At 69.0% G+C, this 12753-nt stretch carries 8 protein-coding genes; 3 read left to right on the top strand and 5 right to left on the bottom strand.

Annotation, left to right across the window (positions count from 1 at the left end):
* Positions 1 to 20 precede the first annotated feature (20 nt).
* Genes ngcE through ACGGCP_RS05420 form a run of 3 tightly spaced genes read left to right on the top strand, consistent with a single transcriptional unit; the run spans position 21 to position 3286 of the window.
* A complete protein-coding gene (ngcE, locus tag ACGGCP_RS05430) occupies positions 21 to 1427 on the top strand; it encodes an N-acetylglucosamine/diacetylchitobiose ABC transporter substrate-binding protein (protein WP_392961407.1) in 1407 nt (468 codons plus the stop codon).
* A 30-nt stretch (positions 1428 to 1457) separates the two neighbouring features.
* On the top strand, positions 1458 to 2381 hold the full coding sequence (locus ACGGCP_RS05425) for a carbohydrate ABC transporter permease (protein ID WP_392961404.1): 924 nt from the start codon (positions 1458 to 1460) through the stop codon (positions 2379 to 2381).
* An 8-nt stretch (positions 2382 to 2389) separates the two neighbouring features.
* Positions 2390 to 3286 carry a carbohydrate ABC transporter permease gene (locus ACGGCP_RS05420; RefSeq protein ID WP_392961402.1) on the top strand — a complete coding sequence of 299 codons (897 nt, stop codon included), beginning with the start codon at positions 2390 to 2392 and terminating at the stop codon, positions 3284 to 3286.
* Positions 3287 to 3344: 58 nt separating this feature from the next.
* Here ACGGCP_RS05420 and ACGGCP_RS05415 read toward each other — a convergent pair whose 3' ends face one another.
* The 5 genes from ACGGCP_RS05415 to ACGGCP_RS05395 form a co-directional block, all read right to left on the bottom strand.
* The gene (locus tag ACGGCP_RS05415; RefSeq protein ID WP_392961400.1) at positions 3345 to 4751 is read right to left on the bottom strand and encodes an ATP-binding protein; all 1407 of its coding nucleotides are present in this window, start codon (positions 4749 to 4751) and stop codon (positions 3345 to 3347) included.
* 181 nt (positions 4752 to 4932) lie between these two features.
* Entirely contained in the window at positions 4933 to 8460 is a 3528-nt protein-coding gene (locus tag ACGGCP_RS05410; RefSeq protein WP_392961397.1) for a PQQ-dependent sugar dehydrogenase, read from the bottom strand.
* Positions 8450 to 9889, bottom strand: coding sequence for a glycosyltransferase family 2 protein (locus tag ACGGCP_RS05405; protein ID WP_392961394.1), 1440 nt, complete (start codon positions 9887 to 9889; stop codon positions 8450 to 8452). The genes ACGGCP_RS05410 and ACGGCP_RS05405 overlap by 11 nt, the downstream gene beginning before the upstream one ends.
* Positions 9886 to 12219, bottom strand: coding sequence for a glycosyltransferase (locus tag ACGGCP_RS05400; protein WP_392961392.1), 2334 nt, complete (start codon positions 12217 to 12219; stop codon positions 9886 to 9888). The genes ACGGCP_RS05405 and ACGGCP_RS05400 overlap by 4 nt, the downstream gene beginning before the upstream one ends.
* Complete coding sequence (locus tag ACGGCP_RS05395) at positions 12155 to 12607, bottom strand: GtrA family protein (protein WP_392961390.1); 453 nt, start codon at positions 12605 to 12607, stop codon at positions 12155 to 12157. Before ACGGCP_RS05395 ends, ACGGCP_RS05400 begins: the two co-directional genes overlap by 65 nt.
* Positions 12608 to 12753: the final 146 nt, after the last annotated feature.

The raw sequence follows: 12753 nt of genomic DNA, 5'->3' as shown, positions 1-12753 counted from the left end.
TACCCCTTGAAGGAGCGACCATGAGGAACACGCCAGCCGACAAGCACCCGATGTTCAACCGCCGCAACCTGTTCGGCGCCACTGCGGCCGGACTCGCGGCCTCCTCGCTGGGGGCGTGCGCCACCAGCGGCGGGGACGACGAAGGCGACGAGGTCACCGTTGGGGAGGACGCCGAGAACCCCTTCGGCGTCGACCCCAAGGCGCCGTTGAACGTCGTCATCTTCGACGGCGGCTTCGGCCAGGACTACGCCATCGCCCACCAGGAGATCTACAACCGGGCCTTCCCCGACGCCGAGGTCGAGCACCTCGCCACGCAGGCGATCGCCGAGACCCAGCAGCCGCGCTTCGCCGAAGGCAAGCCCGCCGACGTCCTCGACAACTCGGGCGCGCAGCAGATCCCGATGGACGCGCTCGTCAGCGACGGGGAGCTCGCCGAGCTCACGCCGCTGCTCGACGCGCCCTCGTACGACGACCCGGCGGTCACCGTCCGCGACACCCTGCGCGACGGCGTGCTCGAATCGGGCACGTTCAACGGCAAGGTCTACGCGCTCAACTACGTGTTCAGTGCGTGGACGATCTGGTACGACGCCAAGCTCTTCCGCGACCAGGGCTGGACCCCGCCGACCACGTGGGACGAGATGATCGCGCTCTGCCCGACCATCAAGGCCGCCGGGATCGCGCCGTGGACGTACGCCGGGCAGCACCCGGTGTACCTGTACGACATGTTCCTCATGCTCGCCGGTCGCCATGGCGGTGTCCAGGTCCTCAAGGACATCGACAACCTCAAGGAAGGCGCCTGGGGCCACGAGTCGGTGCTGCTTGCGGCCCAGGCGATGCACAGCCTCGGCAAGGACGGGCACCTCCTGGAGGGCAGCGCGGGCATCGACCACATCCAGTCGCAGACGGCGTTCAACAACAACGAGGCCGCGTTCCTGCCGTGCGGGTCGTGGCTTCCCAACGAGCAGCGCTCGATCGCCCCTGAGGGCTTCGAGTACGCGCCGATGGGCGTCCCGGCGCTGGCGGGCAGCGCGCAGCCGGGGCTGATCAGCGCTGGCGGCGAGGAGCCGTTCGTGGTGCCGAAGAACGCGACGAACCTCGCGGGCGCCTACGAGTACCTGCGGATCATGCTCTCGAGCGAGGGCTCGCAGGTCTTCGCGGACACGGTGCAGGCCGCGACGGTGGTCAAGGGCGTGCAGCTCGACAACGAGGCCGCGAAGATGACGGACGCGCTGGTGTCCAATCCGGACGACATGTTCCAGCCGAAGTTCCGCTTCTGGTACACGAAGATGAACGAGGAGGTGCGCCCCGCGCTCGGCCAGCTCATCAACGCCGAGACGACGCCCGAGGCGTTCATCGAGCGGATGCAGACGATCGCGGACGAGACCGCCGCCGACGACACCATCGAGAAGTTCACCCACGAGGACTAGCCCCGGCTATTCGAGAGGAGGGCCTGGGCTGTGAAGCACGGCAGGTACCCGTTCATCCTGAGCTTCCTGGCATTGCCGGTGGGGCTGTACGCCTGGCTGGTGATCCTGCCGTTCGCCCAGGCCTTCCAGATCTCCCTGACCGACTGGTCGGGTTCGTCGAACTCGTTCGACTACATCGGGTTCGACAACTACGCGAACCTGTTCAAGGACGAGCGGCTGGTGCTGCCCGCCTTGCGGCACACCGGGATCATCCTGGTGGTGCTGCCGGTCGTGACGATCGCGCTGGGCCTGTTCTTCGCGTTCATGCTCAACCTCGGCGGGAAGGTCCGCCAGGGCCGCATCGAGGGCGTGCGCGGGGCGCGGTTCCACAAGGTCGTGTACTTCTTCCCGCAGGTGCTGTCGGTGGCGATCATCGGCATCCTGTGGAAGCAGGTGTACGCGCCCGAGAACTTCGGCGGGCTCATCACGGGAGCCCTGACGGCTGTGGGGCTTCCGGCCCCGGTCAACGGGTTCCTCGCGGACACGCGGCTCGTGCTGGCGTCGGTGATCGGCGTCCTGGTGTGGAGCGCGGTCGGGTTCTACCTGGTGTTCTTCTCGTCGGCGATGGCGTCGATCCCGCGCGACCTGTACGAGGCGGCGATCATCGACGGCGCCGGGCGCGCGCAGATGTTCTTCAAGATCACGCTGCCGCTCCTGTGGGACTCGGTGCAGACGGCGTGGATCTACCTCTCCATCGTCGCCCTCGACGTCTTCGTCCTCATCTACATGATGACGCCCGAGCGCGGCGGCCCGAACGCGGCGAGCGAAGTGGTCGGCGGCGTCATCTGGAAGTACGCGTTCAACCACGGCGAGCAGGCGTTCGCGTCGGCGCTCGGCGTGGTCCTGTTCTTCGCCGCCCTGTCCTTGGCGGTCGTGTCGCTGCGGTTCGGCCGCCGCGAGCGGATCGAGTTCTGAGGAGCGACATGGCAACCGACACCGAGACCGCCCAGGACGCCCCCGCGTCGCGGACCCCGCAGCGCGCCCCGCGCCCCGAAGGCAACGTGCTCAACGTCTTCTCGCAGGGATTCCTGTGGCTGTGGGCGCTCATGGTCATCGTCCCCGTGGCGTGGATCGTGGTGTCCTCGTTCAAGACCACGAGGGAGATCGCCTCCGATCCTTTGGGCCTGCCCGAGGCGCTGCACTGGGCGAACTATGTGAACGCCTGGACGAACGGCAACATCGGCGGCTACTTCCTCAACACCGTGCAGGTGCTGGTCTTCAGCGTCACCGGCACGATGCTGCTGGGCGCGATGGCCGCCTACGTGCTGGCGCGCTACGAGTTCCCCGGCAACCGGATCATCTACTTCGGTTTCGCCGCCGGGATGATGTTCCCTGTCTTCCTGGCACTGTTCCCGCTGTTCAAGACCCTGCAGAACGTGGCGCTGCTGAACACCTACACCGGGCTCGTGATCGTCTACATCGCCTATTCGCTGCCGTTCACGGTGTTCTTCCTGACCGCGTTCTTCCGAACGCTGCCAACGGGGGTCGCGGAGGCGGCGGTCGTGGACGGCGCCGGGCACTACCGGCTGTTCTTCCAGGTCATGCTGCCGATGGCCAAGCCCGGGCTCGTCGCGATCACGATCTTCAACGTCATCGGCCAGTGGAACCAGTTCCTGCTGCCGCTCGTGCTCCTGGGCCGCAACCCAGAGGACGCCATGATCTCCCAGGGCCTCGCCAACCTGGCGCTGCGCCAAGGCTACGAAGGCGACTCGGGCGCGCTCTTCGCCGGGACCGTCCTCGCCATGATCCCCATCTTCATCGCCTACGTCCTCTTCCAACGCCAGATCCAGGCAGGCCTGACGGCAGGCGCCATCAAGTAGGGCGAGGTTTATAGGACTACGGTTTTATAAACCGTAGTCCTATAAAACGTGGAAGCGGTTACCGCCAGGCCTCGACGAGGTCTTCGGCCGAGTACACCGCCGTCCAGGGACCGAGTTCGCTGCGCGCACGCGAGACGCCGATCAGCGGCGTCTCGTCGGACGCCCCGGGAACGCGGGCCGCGACGGCCGCGAGTGCGGTGAAGTCCTTGCGGGCGATGGGGGCCGTCTCGTGCCACTTCACCGACCCGAGATACCCGATCCGCTTGGCGATCGGGGTCCGGTCGGCCCCGACGAGGTCGATCTCGACGTCGTTCGAGCGGGTCCAGAAGCCGCCCGCTTCGAGGGTGCTCTCCGGGTCCGCCCACTCCGCATCGGAGACCAGTCGCGCCAAGGACTCGCGCACCAGCGGCTCGACCGCCCTTCCGCGCCAGGCGGGCCAACCGGTCAAGATCCGCTTGACCGCCCGGTCGCCCCGCCCGCGCTGCACCATGCCGAGCACCGGCTGCAGCAGGTGCAGCCAGAACCGCAGGTACGGATCGGTGATCCGGTAGCGGGTTTCCTTCGACGGCTTCGTCGAGAGCGGCAGCTCCGCGGCCACCGCGCCCTTCTCCGCCAGCTTGTCGAGCGATCGCGAGAGCGTCATGCGGCTGATGTCGAGGTCGGCGAGGATCGAACTGAACGTGCGCTCCCCGGAGGCGATCGCCGAAAGTACTTGCGGTGCATGCGTGTCGGGCGGGTACTCGCCGCCGATCGCCAGTTCGCCCGAGGTGATGAACGGGTCGGCCGGGTCGGCGAGCGCCTGCCCCAGGAACTGCTCCAGGTTCGCTCCGCGCGGCCACTGCACGCACAGGCGCGGCATCCCGCCGGTGACCAGGCGGGCGTCGATCGCCTGCGCGGGCGGCAGCCCGGTCATCTCCTGGACGTCGGACACGGTCAGCGGTTCGATGAGCACCGGGTTCCCGCGCTGGTAGAACGGCCGGTCATAGGTGTTGAGCGCCTCCATGATCGACAGGTCCGACCCGACGAGCAGCAGCAGCACGGGCTTGCGGGACATGATCCGGTCCCAGACCGTCTGCAGGCTCCCCTCGAACCCCTCGACATGCCGGGTCAGGTAGGGGAGTTCGTCGAGCACGACCACGCTCGGCCGGTCTGCGGGGAGCAGCTGTGCGAGCAACCGCAGGGCGTTGTCCCAGGAGGAGGGCGCCTCTCCGAACGAGTCGGCCTCGGGCAGGTCGGAGGCGAGCACCGCCTGCGTGAAGTTCTCCAGCTCCTGGACGGCGGAGAGGTTCGAGGCGGTGAAGAACATCGACGGGGCGTCCAGGCCCCGCACGAACTCCTCGATGAGCCGCGACTTCCCGACCCGGCGACGGCCGCGCACGATGAGGCACTGCCCCGGTCCCCGCTCAGCGGCGCTGTACCACTTGCCGAGCTGGGCGAGCTCGCGCTTGCGTCCGTAGAAGTCCATGAAGCCGCACCTCGAGAAGAGTATAGTTCGTGGTACTCACAGTTTTGGTACTCTCAGTCAAGAGAGTACCAGAACCTATACTCTTTTGCTTGAGTGCGAAAAGCGCCGCCCGGAACACCCCCTTCGTGTCCCGGGCGGCGGTCAAGCGCCCCGAGGCCCCGCTACTCCTCGGGACGCCGGCTCATGAGGCGGCGACCGAGTCGAACACCGCCGTTCCCGGGTTGGAGCCGTCGTGGGAGGTCACGAAGAGGCCGATCTCGACCGGGCCCGCCAGGGTCGCTGTTCCGAAGTCGGTCCAGGTCTCGCCGTCCGCCGACCAAGCCGCGGTGACCGTGTCGCCAGCGCGGGTCAGCCGGAGCCACATCGGCGCACCCGTGTCCGGGCCGTCCACGTCGGTGTCGAAGCCCGTCTGGAGGTGGACGCCGTTCTCCGGTGTCACCATCAGCGCCGCGTACTCGGCCCCGGCCCCCGTGCCCGCCTTGAGCATCACCCCGGCCTTCGCCCAGTCGTTCGTGTCCTCCTGCGAGACGACGCGGGCCGTGATCGAGCCGTCCGCAGCGAGCGACTGGTGGCAGAAGTGGAACTGGTCCGCGTCGCCCCAGATGTCGTCACCGGCGCCGACGATCGTCCAAGTGCCGCCGTCTAGGACGGCATCGCCTGGCTTCTGCGGATCGCCCACATCGGCACAGGACCATGGCTCGGGGATCTCGGGTGCGCTGTCCTTGAACATGATCGAGTCGAACACGGCCGTGCTCAACTCGCTCCCGTCATGGGAGGTCACGAACAGGCCGATCGATGCGGGGCCTTCCAGGGTCGCGCTGGCGAACGGCTCCCAGGCCTGGCCGTCCGGTGAGTGGTAGGCCGTCACCGTAGTGCCTTCGCGGACGAGCCGCAGCCACACCGGGGCAGCAGACGCCGGGCCGTCCACGTCCCGGTCGAAACCGGTCTGGAAATGCACGCCTTCCGCCGCAGTCGCCATGGCCGCCACATAGTCCGCGCCCTCCTCCGGCGCGGCCTTGATCATCACGCCGGCCTTGGCCCAGTCGTTCGTGTCCTCCAGCGACACCACCCGGGCGACGATCTCGCCGTCGCCCGCAAGAGCCTTATGGCAGTAGTGGAACTGGTCGGCGTCGCCCCAGATGTCGTCACCGGCACCGGTCATGGCGAGCGTGCCGTCCTGGCCGAACTCCGCCGAACCCGCCAGCGCCGGGTCGCCGACATCCGCGCACGTCAGCCCCGGGTCGGCCGCCGCGACCTCGACCGAGTCGAAGACCGCCGTCGAGAACTGCGTGTTGTCGTGCGCGGTCGCGAAGAGCCCCACTTCGGCGCTGGCCGACATCGCAACCACGGCTGAACCGATCTCGGTCCACTCGACGCCGTCCGCCGAGAGTTCGGCGGTGAACTCGTCACCTGCCCTCGTGAGCCGCAGCCAGGCCGCGCCCTCGGTGTATGCGAAGCCGCCGCCGTCAGTGCCGAAGTCCGCCTGGAAATGCGCCCCGTGTTCGGGTGTCACCGCGATCGCCGCGTAGGTCGAGCCTTCGGTGGTCGACTCCTTGATCATCACTCCGGCCTTCGCCCATGGATTCGTGTTCTCCTGGGAGGTCAGGCGGGCGGTGATCGAACCGTCCCCGGCGAGGGGACGGTGGACGAAATGGAACTCGTCGGTCTCGCCCCAGATGTCCCAGCCCGCGCCGGTCACGGTGAACTCGCCGTCGTCGAAGCTGCTGAGCCCCAGCTGGGTCCGCTCGCCGATGTCCGTGGACTCCCAAGGCGCGGGCGGGTACGGCAGCTCCTCGAACTGGGCCGTCACGGCCGTGTCCTCGCCCGGGACGGTGAACGTGTGCTGCTGCTCGGCACCGGTCGACCATCCCGCGAATTGGAACCGCGAACCGCCCGCGTACTGCGGCGACTCCGCGCCCAGCACGTACTCGGTGCCCACGACCATCCGCTTCGTCGCCGTCTCGAACGGCCGCCCGTCGAGTGTGAACTCCAGGCCCGGCGGGTCGGTCGCGATCGCGACTTCGACGGTGTTGGGGTGCACGTCGACGGAGGCGGTGTCGGTGAGGCCGCCGGAATCGGTGGCGGTCAAGGTGATCCGGTAGAACGTGTTGTCGCCGCCGTGCGGGGCCCGAGGGATCTCGATCTGGCCAGAAGCGCCTTCGGCCGGTCCGTAGAACGGGTGCACGTGGTCGGCGTGGTGGAACTGCACGGTCCAGGACAGGGAGTCGGCGTCGAGCGCGCCGTCCTCGGGATCCGTCGCCGAGCCGGTGAAGGAGACGAGGTCGCCACCGTCGTAGGTCAGGCCCGCCTCGGGCGTGAGCACCACGGCCTCGGGCCGGGTGTTGCCCACCTGGATCTCGACCGTCGACTCGGCTGACTTCTCGCCGTCCGAGACCGTTAGGACGGCCTGGTAGACGCCGTCCTCGGTGTAGGTGTGCACGGGGTTCGCCTCGGTCGAGGCCTCGCCGTCCCCGAAGTCCCACGCGTAGGTCAGGGCGTCGCCGTCCGCATCGGCGGAGCCCGCCGAGGAGAACTCGACTTCCAAAGGCGCGTAACCGTTGTCCGGAGTAGCAGAAGCGGCGGCGACCGGCGTCCGGTTCCCGCCCGAAGGCGCGATCCGGTACAGCTCACCGGGGTAGATGTTCAGCTGGTACAGCGCCCCGTCAGGCCCGGTCTGGAGCTCCACGGGCGTCCCGGCCTCGGTGTCGAAGTCGTGCTCCGACACGACGGTCTCGAAGGCCTCGTCCATCACCAGGTACTTCACGAAGCCGAGCGTGTAGTCCGCGAAGAACACCGCGTTCTCGTACTGCTCGCCGAGCAGCCCGCCCTCGTACACCTCGACCGAGGAGATCGAGCCCGCGCTGGCAGGCGGCGCGGTATGCGGGTAGGCGTACACCGGCTGCGCGTAAGGGCAGTCCGCGCACACCCCCTCGACGTGCGGCCAGCCGTAGTTCGCGCCGCGCTCGATGAGGTTCAGCTCCTCCCACTCGGAGCCGCCGACGTCACCGGCGAGAACGCTCCCCGCGTTCGGTCCACTGGGGACGAAGTCCCAGCGGAACGAGTTCCGCAGTCCATAAGCCCAGACCGAGGGCTCGGCCCCGGGCGTGTCCACGAACGGGTTGTCGGGCGGGATCGAGCCGTCGGCGTTGATGCGGTGCATCTTGCCGTGCACGTTGCCCAGGTTGGGCGGGTTCTGGTTGTTCGTGTTCATCCCGAGGGTCCAGTACAGCTTCCCGTCGGGGCCGAACTTGACGCTCCCGGAGTGGTGGAACACGTTCGCGTCCTGCTGCGACTGGATGAGCACCAGCTCCGAGCCGGGGTCGATCGCGTGGCCTGCCATCGTGAAGCGGCTCAACCGGTCCAGGTTGTCAGCGGCCGTGTAGCCGACGTACACGTACCCGTTCGAAGCGAAGTCCGGGTCGAGCTCGAGGCCGAGCAGCCCGCGTTCGTCGGAGCCCGCCGTCGCCAGCTCGATCAGCGGGTGGTCGTGCAGCACGCCGTCGTGCAGGAGCTGGATCGCTCCGTTCTTCTCCGCGATGAGGACGTCGCCGTCCGGCGTGAACCGGAACGACGTCGGCTCCTCGAGCCCGCCCACCACGAGCAGCCTCTCGAACTCCGCCGGAGGCGCGGCCTGCGCTCCCGGCGCCACCAGTAGCGCGGCCCCCACCAGCGCTCCGGCCGCCAAGCGGCCCAAGCGTTCACCGAGCATGAACGACCTCCTCCTCGACCTCGTCCGATGTGTCCAGTCCGTGTTCCGTCAGCTCCCAGAAGTGCCGCTTGCTGGGCCGCAGCAACTGCCCGAGCGCCTTGTACGCCGCCACGCTCATCAGCCCCCAGTACAGGGGCACCGTGAGCATCGCCCGCACCGCCGCGTACAGCCCCCGCTTGAGGCAGCCGAGCATCAGCGCGTAGCACATGAGCGCGTTGCCCGCGATCATCGCGAACATGCCTCCATAAAGGACGGCAGGCGGGAACAGCGGCTCCATCCACTGCGGCCCGAACACGAAGTACGACAGCGTCAACGCCCACATGAGCGGGTTGATGAGGGTCGTGACCGTGGAGAACCCGAGGGTCAGGTGGATCGCCAGGGTCTTGCGCGTGCCGAGCTCCCGCCACAGCTTGAGCGGCTCGCGCGAGTGCACCAGCCACGTCTGCAGGTACCCCTTGATCCAGCGGCTGCGCTGGCGGATCCAGTTGCCCAGGCGCGAGTTCGCCTCCTCCTCGGTGACGGAGACGAACATGCGCACGTCCCAGCCGCGCCGGGCGATGCGGATGCCGAGGTCGGCGTCTTCGGTGACGTTGTACGGGTCCCAACCGCCGAGGTCGCGGAGTGCGTCGATGCGGAAGTGGTTCGACGTGCCGCCCAACGGGATCGCGAGGCGGTGCCGGTCCATGCCGTGCAGGGTGAGGCTGAAGTTCGTGGCGTACTCGGCCGAGAAGCACCGGGTGAGCCAGTTCGTCCAGGGGTTCCAGTACTGGAGCTCGGCCTGCACGCACACGACGCGGTCGGGCAGGACCCGGAACGCGAGCGCGGCCTTGCGCAGCTGATCGGGGTCGGGCCGGTCCTCGGCGTCGAAGATGACGCAGAGCTCGCCGGTGGCGCGGGCCAGGCCCACGTTGCACGCCTTGGGCTTCGTCTTCGGAGCCGTGTCGGGGATGACGACGGTCTTGAACGCGGGCCCGAGCCCCTGGGCCGCGAGCGCGGTCCGGGTCTCGCCGTCGTCGGCTTCGACGAGGAGGAGGATCTCGAGCTTGTCCTCGGGGTAGTCGAGGGCGCTGAGCCGCCGGACCAGCCCGGGGACCACGGCGGCCTCGCGGTAGAGCGGCACGAGCACGGTGTAGCGGGGGAGTTCGGCGTCCGGGAACGTCTGCAGCGCACCGGGTTCGAAGCGCATCGCGGTGGACCGGCCGGAGCCGAGGACCATCGCGAGCTTGAACCCGATCACCGCGAGGTACAGGACGATGAGGGCGAACATGCCGCCCTGCGCCCACTGGAGCGGGCTGGGCCCGAACCCGGTGAGCAGGTCGAGGCCGATCGCCGCGGCGATGAAGCCGACGACGGACGCGGCGAGGGCGGTCTGGCCTCGGGAGAGGAGCTTCTGGGCGCTGAGCCCGGTCGGCGGGGCGTCGGGGTTCACTCGGCACCTCCGGCGCGGTAGACGAGGCGGTCGCCTTCGTCGTAGACGAGTTCGTAGTGCTCGTCGAGGACTTCGGTGCCCCACAAGGCATCGAACACGTCGTCCTCGCTGCCCGGCGTGGCCCGCATGTAGATCCACTCGATCCCCGCTTCGTGCGGGTCTTCGAGAGCCTGCTCCCAGATCAGGTACGAGCCTTCGTAGACGAGGGAGCCGGTCGGGACCTGGGACTCGAACGTCACGGACTCGTTCTCGAACGACATCATGAGCGTGGTTCCGCCGTCGTGGTGCTCGCGCAGCCACTCGGAGACGGCGGCGTTGTCGACCTCCCAGCCGCTCGCGCGGTACTCGACGGCCTCGTCGAGCGTGACGGCCCCGTCGACCGCGACCGTGGCTCCCGCGACCGCGGCGGCCGCGAGGGTCCCGGCGGCGAGGCGGCGGCCCGGCAGGCGCTTGGCGAGGGTCCCGATGAGGTACCCGGCGAAGACGGCGGCGGGGATGAGCATGATGAGCCCGAACCGCACGTTGTAGAGCGCGCCCATGACCTCCTTGACGTGGAGGGGCCGCTCGCCGGTGTACAGGGCCCACACGAAGAACGGCGCGAACGCGAGCATCGCGTAGGGCACGAGCCGGTTCGAGCGGAGCCGATGGCGGACCGCGTAGAGCACGAGCCCGGCGACACCCAGTGCGGCCGTGGCGATCCCGAGGTTGTGGAGCGAGGCGAGGCCGTACGTCTCGGCGGCGGTCGGCAGCGAGCCGACGTTCTTCTCGCCCTCGGAGACCCACAGGGACGCGTCGGCGTACTCGCCGGACTTCCAGTTCATCGGGTCGCCGAAGATCGCGAGGTTCCAGGCCATCCAGCCCAGGACGCCCGCGCCCGCGACGAAGCCGAACACGACGACCGAGCCCTCGGTGTGCGAGTAGCGGCGGTGGCGGCGCAGCGCGGTGTACGCCACGAGCGCCCCGGCGACGGCGCAGAGGATCCAGCCCTCGTAGCGGGTGAGCGTCGCGGCTAGGACCGCGCCCGAGGCGAGCGACAGGTCCCGCAGGCGCCCTTCGAGGCACCATTCGTGCAGGTAGTGCAGGGCGACGATGGCGCACGCGAAGAGCAGCAGCTCGGTCATGGCCGTGGCCTGGAGGTACAGCACGTTCGGGTTGAGCGCGAAGAGCCCGGCGGCGGTCAGGCCCCCGGCCCAGTGGCCCGAGAGCGAGCGGGCGTGCGTGAACAGGAACCGCACGGCTACCACATAGGACGCCATGGAGACCGCCGCCCCGGCGAACCCGTTGAGGTACAGCCCTTCCCACACCGCCAGTGGTGCGGCGAGGAGGTGGGGGAGCGGGAGCCAGACGCCGCCGAGCTGGGCGAGCCCGGCCGTGGGGCTGTCGACGACGCGTCTGGCGATGAGCAGGTGCGAGTTGGCGTCCTTGTACGCCAGGAGGTAGCCGTGGTCGGCGAAGTAGAGGTACGCGCCCACGGCGATGAGGCACGCGGCGAGGGCGACGAGGGCCGCGCCGGGGTCCTTGGGGGAGGCGAGGCGGCGGATCCAGCCGAGGCGGCGGGCGTCCCTGACCATATGGCCGTAGACGACCGCGAGGCTGATGAGGGACTTGAGGACGACGGAGAGGCGCGCGCCGGTCTGCTCGCCGTGCTCCCTCGGGTAGTGCTCGACGGGGTGCTCGACGATGCGGGCGCCGTCGCCGCTGATGCGGCACAGCAGTTCCGGGGAGATCGCGGCGGCCTCGCCGCTGAGGCGCAGGTCCTGCAGGAGCGAGCGGTCGATGAGCTTGTAGGCGCAGTCGACGTCGCGGCCGGGGACGCGCAGCAGCGTCTTGCACAGCAGGGTCCACACCTTGGCGTTGAGGCGGCGGCGCCACGGGTCGGCGCGGCGGCGGCGGTAGCCGATGACCGCGTCGGCGCGCTCCTCCTTCTTGAACTCGCGCAGGCGGACCAGGTCGTCGGCGTGGAACTGGCAGTCGGCGTCGGTCAGCAGGATCTCGCGGAACCCGGTGCGGCGCAGGGCCGTCTCGAGTCCGGTGCGCACGGCCGCGCCGTAGCCCTGGTTCTGTGCGTGGTGGACGGCGATGACACGGCCCGGGTGGGCCGCCGCGAGCCGGTCGATGATCGCGCCGGTGTCGTCGTCGCTGCCGTCGTCGACCACGATGACGGCGTGCGGGATGCCTTCGCGGACAAGGGTGGACAGGAAGTCCTGCACGGTGGAGGCGACGTTCGCCTCCTCGCGGTAGGCGGGCATCACCACGGCCACACCGTCAGTCGGCGGCGGTGCGGCCGTTCGGACCTGGGAATGCCGCGGCTGGTCGGCGATGATCGTCATGGGTATCTCCAAAGTGGTCGGTCTGGGGCGCCTTGCGGCGGCGGAAGACGAGGTGGTCGCTGGCGAGGTAGGTGAGGAGCGCGCCGGCGCAGACGGCGACGGCCGAGGCCGCGACGGGCGGCAGGTAGGGCGAGACGAGGGCGAACACGCCCGTGTTGCAGGCCAGGCTGATCGCGACGGTGAGCTGGAACGAGACCCAGCGCGCCGCCCACGGCCGCGCCCCCGGTTCGGGGAGGCGGCGGTCGGCCCAGGTGAAGGCGGAGCTGAGCAGGAAGTTGACCTGCGCCGAGGCCAGGAATCCGGCCGCGTTCGCGGCCGTGTCCGGCACCCCGGCCCCGCTGAGGACGAGAAGGATCCCCGCCTGTATCGCGAAACAGGTGGCCCCCACGATTGAGAATCGGGCGAGCCGCTGGATGTGCGGCCGGAGCCGACGCATTGAATAAGCCTCCAAAGGGCACGACGGATAAACGCATCTATTCATCCCTAATGGAGGAATTGAATGCGCACGGATTATGGGTTCCGAATTGCTGAAAG

Source organism: Glycomyces sp. NPDC048151 (genome assembly GCF_043202775.1).
Taxonomy (GTDB): Bacteria; Actinomycetota; Actinomycetes; order Mycobacteriales; family Micromonosporaceae; genus Glycomyces.
The sequence above is the reverse complement of the archived record's forward strand: the minus strand, read 5'-3'. Positions and strand labels throughout refer to the sequence as shown.

Coding starts and splice junctions, on each gene's coding strand:
- ACGGCP_RS05410 (WP_392961397.1), bottom strand. CDS start 8,460: ATGCTCGGTGAACGCTTGGGCCGCTTGGCGGCCGGAGCGCTGGTGGGG.
- ACGGCP_RS05400 (WP_392961392.1), bottom strand. CDS start 12,219: ATGACGATCATCGCCGACCAGCCGCGGCATTCCCAGGTCCGAACGGCC.
- ngcE (WP_392961407.1), top strand. CDS start 21: ATGAGGAACACGCCAGCCGACAAGCACCCGATGTTCAACCGCCGCAAC.
- ACGGCP_RS05420 (WP_392961402.1), top strand. CDS start 2,390: ATGGCAACCGACACCGAGACCGCCCAGGACGCCCCCGCGTCGCGGACC.
- ACGGCP_RS05415 (WP_392961400.1), bottom strand. CDS start 4,751: ATGGACTTCTACGGACGCAAGCGCGAGCTCGCCCAGCTCGGCAAGTGG.